The organism is Streptomyces sp. NPDC051776, from assembly GCF_040681345.1.
Classification (GTDB): domain Bacteria; phylum Actinomycetota; class Actinomycetes; order Streptomycetales; family Streptomycetaceae; genus Streptomyces.
Map to the genome: position 1 here is coordinate 91,229 of NZ_JBFAYQ010000007.1, position 15,980 is coordinate 107,208.

General features: G+C 71.8%; 13 protein-coding genes and 1 pseudogene. 6 read left to right on the forward strand and 8 right to left on the reverse strand.

All coding sequences use genetic code 11. From position 1 onward, the window contains the following. Positions 1-208: 208 nt before the first annotated feature. The 3 genes from AB0M26_RS08515 to AB0M26_RS08525 are packed head-to-tail and all read left to right on the forward strand — an operon-like array spanning position 209 to position 3,695. Positions 209-1,132: a sugar ABC transporter permease gene (locus AB0M26_RS08515; RefSeq protein WP_365256618.1), complete on the forward strand. Its 924-nt coding sequence runs from the start codon at positions 209-211 to the stop codon at positions 1,130-1,132. Continuing rightward, positions 1,129-1,992, forward strand: a complete 864-nt coding sequence (locus tag AB0M26_RS08520) for a carbohydrate ABC transporter permease (protein ID WP_365256621.1) — start codon at positions 1,129-1,131, stop codon at positions 1,990-1,992. Before AB0M26_RS08515 ends, AB0M26_RS08520 begins: the two co-directional genes overlap by 4 nt. Before the next feature lie 17 nt (positions 1,993-2,009). Continuing rightward, positions 2,010-3,695, forward strand: a complete 1,686-nt coding sequence (locus AB0M26_RS08525; protein WP_365256858.1) for a glycoside hydrolase family 13 protein — start codon at positions 2,010-2,012, stop codon at positions 3,693-3,695. A 326-nt stretch (positions 3,696-4,021) separates the two neighbouring features. Here AB0M26_RS08525 and AB0M26_RS08530 read toward each other — a convergent pair whose 3' ends face one another. Further along, positions 4,022-5,248 (reverse strand): ROK family protein, encoded by a 1,227-nt coding sequence (locus tag AB0M26_RS08530; protein ID WP_365256624.1) that lies wholly within the window; start codon positions 5,246-5,248, stop codon positions 4,022-4,024. A gap of 260 nt (positions 5,249-5,508) precedes the next feature. Between AB0M26_RS08530 and AB0M26_RS08535 the strand changes: the two genes are divergently transcribed. Then, positions 5,509-6,306, forward strand: a complete 798-nt coding sequence (locus tag AB0M26_RS08535) for a maleylpyruvate isomerase family mycothiol-dependent enzyme (protein ID WP_365256627.1) — start codon at positions 5,509-5,511, stop codon at positions 6,304-6,306. 121 nt (positions 6,307-6,427) lie between these two features. After that, positions 6,428-6,910, forward strand: a complete 483-nt coding sequence (locus tag AB0M26_RS08540; RefSeq protein WP_365256630.1) for a DUF4442 domain-containing protein — start codon at positions 6,428-6,430, stop codon at positions 6,908-6,910. Positions 6,911-6,970: 60 nt separating this feature from the next. Here AB0M26_RS08540 and AB0M26_RS08545 read toward each other — a convergent pair whose 3' ends face one another. The 3 genes from AB0M26_RS08545 to AB0M26_RS08555 form a co-directional block, all read right to left on the reverse strand. After that, on the reverse strand, positions 6,971-7,636 hold the full coding sequence (locus AB0M26_RS08545) for a response regulator transcription factor (RefSeq protein ID WP_365256633.1): 666 nt from the start codon (positions 7,634-7,636) through the stop codon (positions 6,971-6,973). Continuing rightward, the gene (locus tag AB0M26_RS08550; RefSeq protein WP_365256636.1) at positions 7,633-8,877 is read right to left on the reverse strand and encodes a sensor histidine kinase; all 1,245 of its coding nucleotides are present in this window, start codon (positions 8,875-8,877) and stop codon (positions 7,633-7,635) included. Before AB0M26_RS08550 ends, AB0M26_RS08545 begins: the two co-directional genes overlap by 4 nt. A gap of 887 nt (positions 8,878-9,764) precedes the next feature. Next, on the reverse strand, positions 9,765-10,970 hold the full coding sequence (locus AB0M26_RS08555) for a geranylgeranyl reductase family protein (RefSeq protein ID WP_365256639.1): 1,206 nt from the start codon (positions 10,968-10,970) through the stop codon (positions 9,765-9,767). A gap of 275 nt (positions 10,971-11,245) precedes the next feature. On the opposite strand from AB0M26_RS08555, the gene AB0M26_RS08560 reads away from it, so the two are divergent. Then, positions 11,246-12,619, forward strand: a complete 1,374-nt coding sequence (locus tag AB0M26_RS08560; protein WP_365256642.1) for a dipeptidase — start codon at positions 11,246-11,248, stop codon at positions 12,617-12,619. Between the two features lie 75 nt (positions 12,620-12,694). Here the strand turns inward: AB0M26_RS08560 and AB0M26_RS08565 are convergent, their stop codons facing one another. From AB0M26_RS08565 to AB0M26_RS08580, 4 genes and pseudogenes are all read right to left on the reverse strand, one after another. Continuing rightward, positions 12,695-13,729, reverse strand: coding sequence for an NUDIX domain-containing protein (locus AB0M26_RS08565; RefSeq protein WP_365256645.1), 1,035 nt, complete (start codon positions 13,727-13,729; stop codon positions 12,695-12,697). Positions 13,730-13,830: 101 nt separating this feature from the next. Further along, positions 13,831-14,086 (reverse strand): annotated as a pseudogene (locus AB0M26_RS08570) (carbohydrate ABC transporter permease); the annotation flags it as partial. A gap of 28 nt (positions 14,087-14,114) precedes the next feature. Further along, on the reverse strand, positions 14,115-14,786 hold the full coding sequence (locus AB0M26_RS08575; protein ID WP_365256861.1) for a response regulator transcription factor: 672 nt from the start codon (positions 14,784-14,786) through the stop codon (positions 14,115-14,117). Continuing rightward, on the reverse strand, positions 14,783-15,958 hold the full coding sequence (locus tag AB0M26_RS08580) for a sensor histidine kinase (protein ID WP_365256648.1): 1,176 nt from the start codon (positions 15,956-15,958) through the stop codon (positions 14,783-14,785). The genes AB0M26_RS08575 and AB0M26_RS08580 overlap by 4 nt, the downstream gene beginning before the upstream one ends. Positions 15,959-15,980 lie beyond the last annotated feature (22 nt).

Below are 15,980 nucleotides of genomic sequence, written 5' to 3' on the forward strand. Positions count from 1 at the left end.
GGCCGCCGCCCCCGGGCCGTCCCTGCGTGGGGCCGGCCTCCGCGCCGGGGCCCCACCGCACCCCCGTACTCGAGGTGATCCGTACATGCCCGCCGTAGCGGCACCGCCGCCTTCCCTTGCCGAACCCCCCACGCCACCGGCCCCACGCCTGACGCGCCGCCCCCGCATACGGCGCCGCGCAGGGACCTCACGGCTCGCCGTGCTCCTGGTGTCCCCCACCCTCGCGGTGCTCGCGCTCGTCGCGGGATACCCGGTGCTCGCCGCATTCCGCGAGTCCCTCTTCGCCGAGCAGTCGGGGCTGGACAGCTCGGGCTTCGTCCGTGAGGGCGAGACCTTCGTCGGACTCCAGCACTATGCCGACATCTTCAGGGGAGAGGCCGGCGAACGCTTCTGGAACGCGTTCGCCAACACCAGCTTCTTCACCGTGACCACCGTGGCCGCCGAGACCGTGCTCGGAGTGGCCATGGCTCTGGTCATGCACCACGTCGTACGGGGCCGGGGGCTGGTGCGGGCCAGCATCCTCGTCCCGTGGGCCATTCCCACCGCGGTGTCCGCACTGCTGTGGCAGTGGATCTTCCAAGCGGACGGTGTCGCCAACGCCCTGACGGGCCGTGAGATCCTGTGGACCACGGACGGGAGTCAGGCTGCACTCGCAGTGATCATCGCCGACACCTGGAAGACGGCCCCGTTCGTGGGGCTTCTCGTCCTGGCCGGACTGCAGCTCATACCCGGCGAGGTCTACGAAGCCGCGCGGGTCGACGGGGCACGGGCCTGGCAGCAGTTCCTGCGCATCACCCTGCCGCTGATCCGGCCGGTCCTGCTCGTGGCCGTACTGTTCCGCCTGCTCGACGCGCTGCGCATGTTCGACCTGCCATACGTACTCGTCGGCGCCCGGAAGGAGTCGGTGGAGACGCTGTCGATGCTCTCCTTCGACGAGGCCGCCAACACGCGCTACGGACCCGCCGCCGCATACGCGGTGATCCTCTTCCTCTACGTGGCGGCCACGGCCTTCGTGTTCGTGAAGGTGCTCGGTGCCGACGTGCTGGCCACCGACCGCCCGGCCAAGTCCGGTGCCTTCGGGGCCCGGCTCTTGCGGCGGCGGTCCGGCTCCTCCGCGGAGGTGACCGCATGACCACGGCACTGAAGCCGCCGCGGCGCTTCCCCCTGCCCCGGGCCAGAACCGCTCTGGCTGTGGCGGGCATGGCACTGATCGTCGTGTACTGCCTGGCGCCGTTCTACTGGATGACCGTCTCCAGCCTGCGGCGCAGCTCCGACCTGTTCGCCAAGTCCCCGCTGCCCTCCCCGTGGTCCCTGGAGAACTACCGGGCCGTGCTCGAACCGGGCTCGGGCTTCGGCCGTGCGCTGCTCAACAGCCTGGTGGTCGCGGGCACGAGCACCGCACTGACCCTGCTGGTGGCCACGTTCGCCGCCTACGCGCTCGCCCGCCTGGAGTTCCGGGGCAAGAACCTCGTCCTGGCGGTCGTCATCGCCACCTCGATGTTCCCGGGCATCGCACTGCTCGTACCGATGCTGAAGCTCTTCTCCAACACCCTGCACTGGGTGAACACCTACCAGGCGATGGTGGTGCCGACCATGTCGTTCGCGCTGCCGCTGGCGGTGTGGAATCTGACGGCCTTCTTCCGGCAGTTGCCCCGCGAGCTGGAGCAGGCGGCGATGGTGGACGGCTGCACGCCCGGTCAGGCGTTCCGCAAGGTGATCCTCCCGCTGACCGCGCCGGGCGTCTTCACCACCGCGATCCTGACCTTCATCGCGGCGTGGAATGAATTCATCATCGCGCTCTCCATGGTCAACCGCCCGGACATGCAGACGGCGACCGTCGCCATCGCCCGCTTCGGCGGCACGTCCGGATTCGACGTCCCCTACGGCACGAAGATGGCGGCGGGCGTCGTCGTCACCGTGCCCCTGGTGATGCTCGTACTCGTCTTCCAGCGCCGGATCATCGCCGGCCTCACCGCAGGAGCAGTCAAGTGACGACCGTCCGCCCCGTATTGGTCCCCGACGCCGCCGCCTTCCAGGAGGTCGATGCCGATTGGTGGCGACGGGCCGTCATCTACCAGGTCTATCTCCGCAGCTTCGCCGACGGGAACGGTGACGGCATCGGCGACCTGGCCGGTCTGCGCTCGCGCCTGCCCTATCTGGCCGACCTCGGCGTCGACGCGCTCTGGCTCAACCCGTGGTACCCCTCCCCCATGGCCGACGGCGGCTACGACGTCGCCGACTACCGGGACATCGACCCGGCATTCGGGACGCTCACCGAGGCGGAGGCGCTGATCGCCGAGGCGCACGAGCTGGGTCTGCGCATGGTCATCGACCTCGTACCGAACCACACCTCCGACCGGCACGCCTGGTTCCGTGAGGCGCTCGGGGCCGGACCGGGGTCCGCGGCGCGCGACCGGTACGTCTTCCGCGACGGCCGAGGCGACGACGGCGAACTGCCGCCCAACAACTGGCGCAGCGTCTTCGGCGGCCCGGCCTGGACCCGGGTCCTGGAGGAGGACGGACGCCCCGGTCAGTGGTACCTGCACCTCTTCGCCCCCGAACAGCCGGACCTCAACTGGGACAACCCCAAGGTGCGCGAGGAGTTCGAGTCCGTCCTCCGGTTCTGGTTCGACCGTGGGATCGACGGCGTACGCATCGATGTCGCGCACTCGCTGGTGAAGGCGCCGGGCCTGCCGGACCTGAGCCCCGAGGACCTGGAGGTCACCGGCTCGGCGGCGAACACCGATCATCCGCACTGGGACCGGGACGAGGTCCACGAGATCTACCGCTCGTGGCGCCGCGTGGCCGACGCGTACGCCCACAAGCCGGTGTTCGTGGCCGAGGCGTGGACCGGTTCGCCCGAGCGCCTGGCCCGGTACGTACGCGAGGACGAGCTCCACACCGCGTTCAACTTCGACTATCTGACGTGCCCTTGGCGCCCCGCCAACCTGCGGCGGGTCATCGACGCATCCCTGGACGCGCTGGGCGGGGTCGGCGCCCCGGCGACCTGGGTGCTCTCCAACCACGATGTGGTCCGGCACCTTTCACGCTTCGCCCGGCCTCAGCCCGACCACCCGCTCCGGGCGCTCGCCGATCTGTCCCCCGGGGACCACCCCGCCGATATCGATCTGGGCACGCGGCGGGCCCGGGCGGCGGCCCTGCTGATGCTGGCCCTCCCCGGGGGTGCGTATGTCTACCAGGGCGAGGAACTCGGGCTCTGGGAGGTCGAGGACCTGCCGGAGGACGTGCTCCAGGACCCGATCTGGGCACGGTCGGAGCACACGGACCGGGGCCGGGACGGCTGCCGCGTCCCCCTCCCCTGGTCGGGCTGCAGCGCACCGTTCGGCTACAGCCCGGAGGGGACGCCGACCTCGCCCTGGCTGCCGCAGCCGGAGGAGTGGAAGAGCCTGACCGCGCAGGCGCAGGAGGGCGACGCGCAGTCCATGCTGGCGCTCTACCGTCGCGCGCTGCGCATCCGCCGGGCACACTCCGGCCTCCGCGGCGCCGGGATGACGTGGTACTCGTCGCCGGAGTCCGAGGTCCTCTCGTTCGGCCGGGCGCCCGGGTTCCGCTGCGTGGTCAACTTCTCCGAGGCTGCGGTGGCCCTGCCCGAGGAGAGCCGGGTGCTGCTGGCCAGCGGCCCCCTGACGGACGGTCTGCTCCCGACGGATACGGCGGTGTGGCTGGCCGAATGACGCGGGGAACCAGGGGGCTCCCCGCAGCCGCGTCCGTACGGCAGGGCCCGCCGTTTCTCCCCGGACGCGGCGAGAAAGGCCGCGCCCAGTGCCCAGCCGTGGGGGCGGGCCTGGGCGCGGCCGTGTTCCGATGTCCCGGGGGCGGCGGCCGGTGCGGAGGTACGGGCGGGCTGCCCGGGCGAGGGCGCAACGGCAGCGGCCCGGTGAACGGGCAGCGGGACAGCGGGCATGGGCCCCGGGTGAGCGGGCACAGGCCCCGGGTGAGCGGGCAGCAGGTTCCCCCGTGTGAGCGGGCAGCGGAGGGCGTTTCGCTGTCCGGCCACCGCCTATCCGGCCATCGCCGCCAGCGGATCGTCCAGCACCGGCTGCCAGGCCAGTTCCGCCGCGCCCACCAGGCTGTTGTGGTCCAGCGTGCAGGGCAGGATGGGCACGCCGCCGCTCTGCCCCCACAGGCTGCGCTCGGCGACGACGGCGCGCAGCCGCTCCGGGTCGGTCTCGAGTAGTTCGCGATGCAGGCCGCCGAGGATGATCCTGTCCGGATTGAGGATGTTGACGAGACCGGCGAGGCCGAGGCCGAGCCGGTCGATCAGCGTCTCTGCGGCCGTGCGTACGCGCGCGTCCTCGTACTCCGTCCGCAGCAGGTCCCGCGCCTGCTGGAGCAGGGACACCTCGGGGCCCGGCTCGCGGCCCGCCGCGTCCAGGAAGGCGAGCGGATCGGCCTCGACGTCCAGGCAGCCGCGGCTACCGCAGTGACAGGGCCGTCCTTCCGGGTTGACGGTCAGATGTCCCACCTCAAGGGCCAGGCCCGAACTCCCCGTGTGCAGCCGCCCGTCGAGGACGAGCGCTCCGCCCACACCGCGGTGGCCGGTCGCCACGCACAGCAGGTCGCGCGCCCCGCGGCCCGCGCCGTGCCGGTGCTCGGCGAGGGCGGCGAGGTTCACGTCGTTGCCGGTGAAGGCGGTGACAGCGGTGTCCGCAGGGCCGAGGACGCAGGTCTCCCGTACGCGCTCGGCGAAGATCTCGCGAACGAGCGCTCCTGCGGGCCAGGCGAGGTGCAATGGGTTGAGCGCCGTGCCGTCCGGCTCGGCGACCGCCGACGGGACGGCGAGGCCGGCGCCCAGACAGCGCCGCCCGCTGCTGCGCAGCAGATCCGCGCCCGCGTCCACGACCGCGCTCAGGACGTGCACCGGGTCGGCGGGCACGGTCATGCAGCCGGGTGCCGTGGCGACGATCCTGCCGCCGAGGCCGACGAGCGCGGCGCGGAAGCCGTCGGCGTGCACCTGCGCGGCGAGCACGACGGGTCCGGCGGGGTCGATGGACAGCCGGTGGGACGGCCTGCCCTGGGATCCGGCGGCGGCGCCGGGACGCGAGTCGACCTGGATCAGCCGGAGCGCCTCGAGCTCCGCGGCGACGGCCCCGGCGGTCGCGCGGGTCACGCCGAGCTCCGCGGTCAGCACTGCGCGCGTCGGCGCCCGGCCGGTGTGTACGAGTTCCAGGGCCGGGCCGAGGGCGCTGCGGCCTCTCTCCAAACGTGTTGTCCGAGTCAGGGTCACTCCCCCATTCTGGCTTTGTGCTGATCCTGAACAAAATACGGACGGCCCTCCCCGGAGTGCCGCACCCCACCGTCGCCGGTCCCGTTCCGCCCGGTTCCGTACGGCCCTGACCCACTTCCCCCTCGACGGCCGGATCGTCGCCACGGCTCCCGGCCGCATGTCCGCCCCGCCGCCCTCACCAGGGTCGCGCTGCTCGCGGGAGCGGCCTCATGCGTCGCGCGCCACGCGTAACGCGGGATCCCGTGGATAGCATCCCTCGCATGGAGACGGCCGATCTGATCGAATCGCTGCGCTCGGAAGGCTCGTTGCTGGCCGACACGGCCGAACGGGCGGGCAGCGCGGCGGAAGTCCCCACCTGCCCGGCGTGGCGCGTACGGGATCTGGTGCGGCACGCCGGGACGGTGCACCGGTGGGCGACGGCGTTCGTCGCCGAGGGGCTGGCCCGGCCGCGTCGCCCGGAATCCGGGCCGGACCTGGACGGGGCCCCACTGCTGGAGTGGTTCCGGGAGGGCCAGGTCCGCCTGGTGGACACGCTGCTGACGGCGCCGGACGACCTGGAGTGCTGGACGTTCCTGCCCGCGGAGTCGCCGCTCGCCTTCTGGGCGCGGCGGCAAGCGCACGAGACCACCGTGCACCGGGTGGACGCAGAGGCCGCGCTCGGCGGCCCGGGCGCGCTCGCCCACCTCGGGGAGCGGATCTCGCCGATCGGCTCCTCGTTCGCGCTCGACGGGATCGACGAGATGCTGTCCGGCTTCCATTCGCGCGAGCGCAGCACGGTCCGCAGCGCAGCGCCGCGGACCCTGCGGATCCGGACCACTGACACGGCGGACCCGACGGGCACCTGGACCGTACGGATCTCCGGCGACCCGCTGCGGGTGGAGCGGTCGACGGGTCGCGGTCCGGCGGCCGCGGACCCGGTGGACTGCGAGATCGCCGGACCGGCGGCGCACGTCCACCTCGCCCTGTGGAACCGTATTCCGCTGGAGAGTCTCGACGTCACCGGGGACGCCGAGGTGGCGCAGCTGTGGCGGGAGACGTCGGCCATCGCGTTCGGCTGAGGGACACGGCGCGGGCGGAGGCCGAAGGCCGGACGGGTCGCGCGAGGACCGGACCGAGCCGGGCGCGATCTCGGGGAGCAAGGTATTACCGGTGGGTAACATTCCGTGCTAGCGTGCCCGTATGCCTCGTCGTCAGTCCGCCGCGTCGCTCCGCCGCACCATCAACTGCTGGCCGCCCTACCTCTTCTCGGGCGTACGGGTGATGGAGATCGCCGACGACTGGAGCAGCGCCCGGGTCCGGCTCCGGCTGAGCTGGTTCAACCGCAACTACGTCGGCACGCACTTCGGAGGCTCGCTCTTCGCGATGAGCGACCCGTTCTGGATGCTGCTCACCATGAAGAGCCTGGGCCGGGACTACGTGGTCTGGGACAAGGCCGGCGAGATCGAATTCCTTGCGCCGGGGCGCGGTGATGTGTTCGCCGATTTCAGGCTGACCGAGGAACGGCTGGACGAGATCCGGCGGGCGACGGCCGACGGCGGCAAGGCACTGCCCTGGTTCGCCTGCGACATCGTGGGCGAGGACGGGACCGTCGTGGCGCGCGTGCGCAAGCAGCTCTATGTGCGCCGCAAGCAGCACAAGCAACCGGAGGCGGCGCGGAGCTGACGCGACCGGCACTGCTCACGCGGCGGCCGGTGTCCGTGGGCTCCCCGCCCGCGGGCCCGTTCAGCCGAGCCAGCCCGGACGGACCAGCCCCGACTCGTAGGCGAGGACGACGAGTTGGGCCCGGTCGCGGGCGTTCAGCTTGACCATGGCGCGGCTGACATGGGTCTTGGCGGTCAACGGACTGACCACCAGGCGGCGGGCGATCTCCTCGTTCGACAAGCCGACGCCGACCAGCGCCATGACCTCCCGTTCGCGCTCGGTCAGTCCCTCGAGACCCGCGGCGGCCGCGGGTTCCTTGGACCGGGCGGCGAACTCCGCGATGAGGCGGCGCGTCACCCCCGGGGACAGCAGGGCGTCGCCGTCGACCACGGAACGTACTGCGCGCAGCAGTTCATCCGGTTCGGTGTCCTTCACCAGAAAGCCGGAGGCGCCGGAGCGGATGGCCTCGAAGACGTACTCGTCGAGTTCGAAGGTGGTGAGCATGACCACCTTGACCCTGTCCAGGTCCGCGTCCCCCGTGATCCTCCGCGTCGCCGCCAAGCCGTCCAGTTGCGGCATCCGGATGTCCATCAGCACGACGTCCGGGCGGAGTCGGCGGACGAGGGCGAGAGCCTCGTAGCCGTCCGCCGCCTCCGCCGCGACCTCGATGTCGGGCTGCGCGTCCAGCAGCGCCCGGAAGCCGGCGCGCACCAGCACCTGGTCGTCGGCGAGCAGTACGCGGATCACGGCGCCTCCTTGTCCGGGGCACGGCCGTGGGCCTCGGACACCGTAGCCGGAGAGGCGAACGGGATCCGGGCCAGCACCCGGAATCCGCCGTCCGGCCGGCGGCCCGCCTCGACGACGCCGCCCAGCGCGGCGGCCCGTTCTCGCATGCCGACCAGGCCTCTCCCGCCTCCGCTCTCGCCGCCCTGCGCGGCCGGTCCCGTGTCGTCGATCCTGACCACGACCTCCCGTCTTGCGTAGCGCAGAAGCACCTCGGCGGTACGGGACGAGGAGTGCCGTACAACGTTGGTCAGCGCCTCCTGGACGATGCGGAAGGCGGCGAGATCGGCTCCGGCCGGCAGCGCGGTGCGCTCCCCCTCGACCCGCACCTCCACCGCGAGGCCGGCGCCGTACGCCTGGTCCGTCAGCTCCTCCAGCCGGTCCAGGCCCGGCGCGGGCGAGCGGGGGGCGTCGCCCGGCGTCCGCAGGGTGTCGAGGACCTGACGGACCTCATCGAGTGCCTCCTTGCTCGCGGCCCTGATGGTGGTGAGCGCGGTGCGCGCCTGCTCGGGATCCTGGTCCAGGAGCGCCAGCCCGACACCGGCCTGGACGTTGATGACGGAGATCGAGTGGGCGAGCACGTCGTGGAGTTCGCGGGCGATCCTCAGCCGCTCCTCGTCGGCCCGCCGCTTCTCCGCTTCCTCGCGCTCGGCCCGCTCGCGGATCATCTGCTCGCGGCGCAGCCGGACCAGCTCCGAGGCGGCGATGATGGCCACCACCCAGGCGGCGACGCCGAGTTCCTGGATCCAGGGGGGCGGGGTGTCGTCGGCTGGAGGCAACCAGTGGAAGAGCCAGAACGCGACGAGCACATGCCCCGCCCAGAGCATGCCCACGGCCGACCAGGCGGCCCAGCGGTGGCCCGTGACGATGGCGGCGAAGCAGGCCACGGCGACGCTGATGAAGACCGGGCCGTACGGATACCCGGCGGCGAAGTAGACCATCGCCACGGCGGACGTGCCGAAGACGGTCACGCGCGGATAGCGGTGGCGCACGACCAGCAGGGCGGGGCCGATGAGGAGCAGCAGGCGGGCGAAGGCGTCGAGGGACGCACGACCTGGCTGGTCGTGCGCGGCGAAATTCGTCCCCACGATCTGGAAGACGGCGACCGCGAGTGAGGACGCCCAGACCGGACGACGCGAATCGGGCGCGCCCAGCCAACGCTGCCACGCCCGTCCGTCCGGAAACCCGTCCCTCACCTCGGTCATAACGCAACGCTAGACCGGGCCGCGTCCTTCACGCGTCCGCCGCGCGTGGTGGGCGCCTCTACTCCCCGTGCAGTAGCCCATCGCCGCGGGCCGCACCACCGGAGGCCGTAGCGAAGGCGAGGAGAAGGCCCGTGGCAGAGCCGCCGCGCGGGCGACGTCGTGCGGGCGCCATCAGGCGGGCGCCGCGGCGCGGGCGCCATCACGCAGGTGATGTCGTGCGGGCGCCGCCGCGCGGGCGACGTCGTGCCGCAGCCGCCGCGACGGGCTCTGCGCGTCCCCGTGCCGCGCCCGGCGGTCGTCCAAGAGCGCATCGGCGGACCTGTCAGCCCGACGTGGGGCCGTGCAATGCGCCGCCGAGGGCGCCCCTCCCTGATGGATTCCGGACCGGACCGGTCGCGAGTCCGTTCCAGTGACCGTCGTAGGGCGTTGTGGGACCTCGTAGGGCGTCGTCCGACGCTGCCCGGCACGAGAACAGGACACCATGACGACCACACCCGGGCACGCGAGCAGCAGCCTCCCCGGCAACCCGCCAGTCGTCGGCCTGGCCCGGTTCCGCCGCGCTTACACGGCTACGAGATCCCCCAGCCACCCGCGAAGCCATGATCCGGACCGCCGCCACCTGGCAGCTCACGCGACCCAGCGGTCGGCCGGAGCGGCCGGGACCCACTCGGCGAGCGCCCGTTCTGCGGCCTCGTCCGCGGTGCGTACGCGTCGATGATCAACGCGGCCGGCAGCCCGTCGCGCCCCGGGGGAACGTAGCGGTGAGCTCAGACGAGACCATGCGGGGTTCGCGGGGCGGCGGAACGCAGGAACAGCTCCGCCGCGCCATCGGCGACGAGCTGCCCACAACGCCTAAGAGCTGAGCTCCACGGGCCCGCGGGCCGCCGTCAGGAGCGGTCCATCACGGTCAGCGCCCGCCGCGCCAGCCTGCTCGTCCGTACGATTCCGGCAAGCGTCGTCCGACCGCGTGTGATCTCCGCGAACAGGTTCCACGCGGGCCGGAAGTTCGTGATCGCCGCGTGCAGCAGACCGGGGCGACGCTCGAAGACCTTCAGCATCCGCCGCCCCACGCCCATCTCGACGCCCAGCCCCGCCTTGATGGCGTAGGCGTAGTTGAGCGCCTGGCGGCGGGCTTCGACCGCGTCCTGCGCCTCGGCGATCCGCACCGCCCACTCCCCCGCGAGCCGTCCCGAGCGAAGCGCGAACGAGATGCCCTCACGGGTCCACGGCTCCAGCAGTCCGGCCGCGTCCCCGCAGACCAGCGCCCGACCGCGGGACAGCGGCGAGTCGTCGGCCCGGCAGCGGGTCAGGTGCCCGGAGGAGATGCTCGGTTCGAACCCGGCCAGGCCCAGCCGGGCGATGAACGTCTCCAGATAGCGCTTGGTGCCCGCCCCGTCGCCGCGCGCCGAGATCACACCGACCGTGAGCGTATCCCCCTTGGGGAACACCCACCCGTAACTCCCGGGGATCGGGCCCCAGTCGATGAGCACCCGCCCCGCCCAGTCCTCGGCGACAGTCGCGGGGACGGGGATCTCCGCCTCCAGTCCGAGGTCGACCTGGTCGAGCTTCACCCCGACATGTGCACCTATCCGGCCGGCGCTTCCGTCGGCGCCCACGACCGCACGCGCCAGTACGGTCTCGCCGCCGCCGAGCACCACGGCGACGGTGCGCCGGTCGGGCACCGCGGGACCGTGCTGCTCGACACGGGAGACGGTGACGCCCGTGCGAACCCGCGCTCCCGCGGCCTGCGCCGCCTCGACCAGGCGCTGGTCGAACTCGGGCCGGTTGATGAGCCCGAAGAGCATGTACTTGGATCGGCGGGTCCGGGTGAGCCGGCCGTCCATGGAGAAAGTGACGGCGTGCACCCGGTCGCACAGCGGGAGTTCGAACCCGGGCGGCAGAGCGTCGCGCGAGGGACCGATGATCCCGCCGCCGCACGTTTTGTACCGGGGCAACTCCGCCTTCTCCAGCAGCAGGACCCGGCGTCCGGCGACCGCCGCGGCGTAGGCCGCCGAGGCCCCCGCGGGGCCGGCGCCGATCACCACGACGTCCCACACCGGCTCGCCTTCCCGCCCCGTGCTCTCGCTGCTCACGTGTGCTTCCGCTCCCGCTCGACCCTGGGTCCGCACGCCGGAGGCCATGGCTCCCGCGCTCGCCTGGCATCCTACGGCTCATGGTCACGAACGCTACGGCTCATGGTCACGAACGCCCGCTGTGGGATGATCAACAGGACGGACGCCGTACGAGATCCGGTCGGCGGACCCGCGTAGCGCCAGCCCGAAGCGTGCACGCCCGCGCACCCGCGCGAGCACGCGCGTCACCTGCCCCGACGCCCACCGCGTCCCGCACCCACAAGGAGCGTGCCCCCATGGAGCCGACCGCGCTGCCCGCACTGGCCGAAAGCGTCGCCTCGCTGATGCCTCGTGCGAGGCAGGAACTGGCCGAGCTGGTCGCGTTCCGTTCCGTCGCCGACCCCGCGCAGTTCCCGAAGAGCGAGTGCGAGGCGGCCGCGAACTGGATCGCCGAGGCACTGCGCGCAGAGGGCTTCCAGGACGTGGCCCTGCTCGACACCCCGGACGGCACCCGGTCCGTCTACGGTTTCCTCCCCGGCCCCGAGGGAGCCCCGACCGTACTGCTCTACGCGCACTACGACGTGCAGCCCCCGTTGGACGAAAACGCCTGGCACTCCCCGCCGTTCACCCTCACCGAGCGCGACGGACGGTGGTACGGGCGCGGCGCCGCCGACTGCAAGGGCGGCCTGATCATGCACCTCACCGCGCTGCGCGCCCTGAAGGAGCGCGGCGGCGTCCCCGTCCATGTGAAGATCATCGCCGAGGGTTCGGAGGAACAGGGCACCGGCGGACTCGAGCGGTACGCCGAGGCGCACCCCCAACTCCTCGCCGCCGACACCATCGTCATCGGCGACACGGGCAACTTCCGCGTCGGTCTGCCCACCGTCACGGCGACACTGCGCGGCATGACGCTCGTCCGGCTCCAGGTGGACACCCTCCAAGGCAACCTGCACTCGGGGCAGTTCGGCGGCGCGGCCCCGGACGCGCTCGCCGCGCTGATCCGCATACTCGACTCGCTGCGGGCCGAGGACGGCTCGACGACGGTCGACGGGCTCACCTCCGACGCGCGGTGGGAGGGTCTGCAGTACCCGGAGGAGGACTTCCGCAAGGACGCCAAGGTGCTCGACGGCGTCGAGCTGATCGGATCCGGTACGGTCGCCGACCGCATCTGGGCGCGCCCGGCGGTGACCGTCCTCGGCATCGACTGTCCGCCGGTCGCGGGTGCCACGCCGTCCGTCCAGGCCTCCGCCCGCGCTCTGATCAGCCTCCGCGTGCCGCCCGGCACGGACGCCGGCGATGCCGCCAAGCTGCTCTCCGCCCATCTGGAATCCCGGGCTCAGTGGGGTGCCCGGATCACGGTCGACGAGGTCGGCCGCGGCCAGCCGTTCCGCGCCGACACGGCAAGCCCCGCGTATGCGGCCATGGCGGCGGCCATGCGCGCGGCCTACCCGGGCGAGGAGATGCAGACCGCGGGCCAGGGCGGCTCGATCCCGCTGTGCAGCACCCTCGCGTCGCTCTACCCGGAGGCCGAGATCCTGCTCATCGGGCTGAGCGAGCCGGACGCACAGATCCATGCGGTCAACGAGAGCGTGTCCCCTGAGGAGTTGGAGCGTCTCTCGCTCGCCGAGGCGCTGTTCCTGCTCAACTACCGGACAGCCGCGGCCGGTTGATCCCGCGGTGTGTGCCCGGCGCCGCGAACGCCGGGCACACCCGAAGACCGCCGGATGCACAGGAGCGGCGGGCACTCACCCCACCGGGACCCCCGCCTCCAGGTTCAGGACCGTGGACCGCTCACGGGCCCGCAGCGCCCATTGCAGCCGTTTGAACCGTACGGGCGGCAGCAGTTCTGCCGCCTCGCTCTCGCTGACGAAGCGGGCGGCGCGCAGTTCCGAACAGGGCAGCAGCAGCCGGTCGGCCGCACTGTCGAGCGTGCCCCCGTCGAAGAGCAGGCGCAGGCCGCCGAACGCGGGCGGCACAGGGGGCTCCCAGTCGACGACAAGAAGGGCCGGCACGCGGTCGAGTTCTATGCCGATCTCCTCGGCGACCTCCCGCATCCCGGCCCTTGCGGGCGCCTCTCCGGATTCGACCACTCCTCCGGGGAACTCCCAGCCGGGCTTGTAGGTGGGGTCCACGAGCAGCACCCGGTCCTGCTCGTCGAAGAGCAGGACGCCAGCGGCCAGGGTCTCGGAGGTGGGTTCGGGTGTCTGGACTATTTCGCAGGATCCCGCGGCCCCGGTCCGTACGGCCTCGGCGACGTGTTCCGCCGTCTGCCGGGGGGTGAGCGCACTGGTGTCGATGGTGTAAGCGTCCTTCTCCAGCCAGGAGAGCGCCGAACGGTAGCGGGCCATGTGGTCGAGCTCCCACTGCCGTGTGCGCGCACTGTGCTCCGGATCGTCGGCGAACTCCTCCCGCCCGGCGATCCGTTGGCGCAGGATCGTTTCGTCAGGTGACAAGAGCACATGCCGTACGGGAATCCGGCGAGCGGCCAGTCCCCCGAAGATCTCATCGCGGTAGTCCTGCCGCAGCAGGGTCATCGGGACGACGAGCGTGCCGCCGAGGTCGGCCAGCATCGCCGCCGCAGTATCCACGACGAGACGCCGCCAGATGGACAGTTCCTGGAAGTCCCGGACTTCGTTCAGCCGCTTCTGCGGAAGCAGATACTGCAGAGTGCCGCCGGTCACCTCCGGGTCGTACAACGTGCTGCCCGGTATCAGATCGGTCAGTTCCCGGGCCGCGCTGGTCTTCCCCGCACTGAACGCACCGTTCAGCCAGACGATCACGGTTCCCCCTCTTCCGGTAGCCCCCAGTGGACTGCCCGCTACACCTTGCCACGGAAACCAGCGGTGGCAAGGTCGGCGAATGGCCAGTCGGCGCGCGGTCGGCCCTTGCCGGCACCTAGCGTGAGCCCGGCGATTAAGTGGCGCTGCATGAAAAAGTCCAGGATGGTGCGGGGCGAGGATCATCGAGGCGCCGACGTGACCGGCAGTTTCTTGCCGTCGGAGACGAAGACCAGCGCCCAGAGGAAGTCATGTACATCCAGGTGAACTGGAGCGTGCCCAGCGCCGCGAGTGCCGGGCGGCATAGCGCCAGGTGATGCGCCAGTACTGCGTCCACTCCCCGGCGGCGTCGACCTGCGCCCTCATCGGAGCCGTGGCCACCGCCGCGCTACTCGTCCTGAATCGTGGGCTCTTGCGGTGGCGGGAGGATGCCCCGGGCGATCGCCGCGGTGACAGCCGCGGTGCGGTCATTGACATGGAGCTTTTCGAAGGCGTGCAGGAGGTGGGTCTTTACGGTGGCTTCCCCGATGAGGAGTTCGCGGCCGATCTGCGGGTTGCTCATCCCCCGGGCGACCAGGGTCAGGACCTGGTGCTCACGAGGGGTCAGGGCCGGGGCCGGGGGGTTGCGCATACGCGTGACGAGTCTGGCCGCGACCGGCGGGGCCAGCACGGTCTCTCCCGCGGCGGCGGCGCGGACAGCGGCGAGCAGAACGTGATGAGCCGCGTCCTTGAGAAGGTACCCGGTGGCGCCGGCTGCCACCGCCCGGACTATGTCGCCATCCGTGTCGTAGGTGGTGAGCACGAGGACGCGAACGCCGGGGAATTCGGCGGTGATGCGCTCGGTGGCGGTGACACCGTCTCCGCCGGGCATCCTGAGGTCCATCAGGACGACGTCGGGCCGCAACACACGAACCCGGTCGACTGCTTGGGTCCCCGAGGATGCCTCGCCGACCACCTGGAAATCCGGTTCGGTGGCGAGGAGACCGGTCAGACCCAGGCGTACCACCGGGTGGTCATCGACGACAACGATGGTGACCGGACCATCGGGACCGGCCGTCATAGACATACCGTCACGGTGGTGCCTGATCCTGGGCTGCTGGTCACCCGAAGGGCACCACCGATCTGGCGTACACGGGTGTGCATGCCGTGGAGCCCGAATCCTCCGGTCAGCACATCCCCGCCCGGGCGATCGACCGAAGAAGTCGTGAAGCCGCGCCCGTCGTCGCCGATCTGCAGCTCGACCCGGTCATGGTGGTACGAGAGGTGGATGCGCACGTGCTGGGCACCGGCGTGCTTGCGCACATTGGCGAGGGCTTCCTGGAGGACTCGCACCATGATCACCTCTTGGTCCGCGGGCAGCACCCGTGCCATCCCACTCGTGCCGAAGGTGGTGATGGCCCCGGTCTCCTGGCCGAATCGGTCGCCGAGGCGGGCCAGGGCGTCGGGCAGGGAGCCCTGGCGCAGGGCGACGGGGCCGAGAGCAGCCACCAAGGAGCGTGCCTCCGCCAGGTTTTCCCCGGCCGTCCGTGCGGCGAGGCGGAGGCGCTCCCGCGCCTCGTCAGGGCTTGACTCCAGGGTGGCCTCGGCCCCGCGGATGAGCATGTGCACACTGGTGAAGCCCTGCGCCAAGGTGTCGTGGATCTCGTGAGCGAGCCGCTCCCGCTCGGCAAGTACCCCTTCCCTGTGATGGGCCCGAAGGAGTTCGGCACGGGTGCTGGCCAGCTCGGCGATCAACTCGGCCCGCTTGGCGCTTTCGTGGGAGATACCGCCTACCCAGGCCCCGAATGCCATGGCGACGACCGGGCCGGCCACAAGAAGGAGCAGGGCGGCCGCACTCGATCCGCGCCCCGCCGTCAGCGCTGCCGCGGAGACGCCGGAGAGTACGACAGCGCCGGCAATCCACCAGCGCCAGCCCTTCAGCATCACGAAGAGTTGCGGGTAGAGGATGGTCAACACGACGGCGGACGACGGCGCGAGCCAGACCATGGCGGCGAACAGCGCCCACGCCACCGGCAGATACCACAGACCCCGTTGTGCACTCCTCGTCCTGAGCGCGCCCGCGCCGATCAACGCGTACCAGCAGGCCATGGCGGTCGCCAGGACCGCGACCGTGACCGCGCGCCCCGATGACTCTCCCTCGACCAGGGCCAGGACGGAGGCGAGAGCGAGTAGCACGACCGTGGCCACATGCCAGCCGACGAGGTACCGCTGGTTGAAGGCCGCCTGAGCCATCCCGTCACCTCCTCGCCTTGCG

What these genes read in the sequence shown, in the direction of transcription:
- AB0M26_RS08520 (WP_365256621.1), top strand. Translation starts at nt 1,129, where the DNA reads ATGACCACGGCACTGAAGCCGCCGCGGCGCTTCCCCCTGCCCCGGGCC.
- AB0M26_RS08535 (WP_365256627.1), top strand. Translation starts at nt 5,509, where the DNA reads ATGGAGACGGCCGATCTGATCGAATCGCTGCGCTCGGAAGGCTCGTTG.
- AB0M26_RS08540 (WP_365256630.1), top strand. Translation starts at nt 6,428, where the DNA reads ATGCCTCGTCGTCAGTCCGCCGCGTCGCTCCGCCGCACCATCAACTGC.
- AB0M26_RS08550 (WP_365256636.1), bottom strand. Translation starts at nt 8,877, where the DNA reads ATGACCGAGGTGAGGGACGGGTTTCCGGACGGACGGGCGTGGCAGCGT.
- AB0M26_RS08560 (WP_365256642.1), top strand. Translation starts at nt 11,246, where the DNA reads ATGGAGCCGACCGCGCTGCCCGCACTGGCCGAAAGCGTCGCCTCGCTG.
- AB0M26_RS08575 (WP_365256861.1), bottom strand. Translation starts at nt 14,786, where the DNA reads ATGACGGCCGGTCCCGATGGTCCGGTCACCATCGTTGTCGTCGATGAC.
- AB0M26_RS08580 (WP_365256648.1), bottom strand. Translation starts at nt 15,958, where the DNA reads ATGGCTCAGGCGGCCTTCAACCAGCGGTACCTCGTCGGCTGGCATGTG.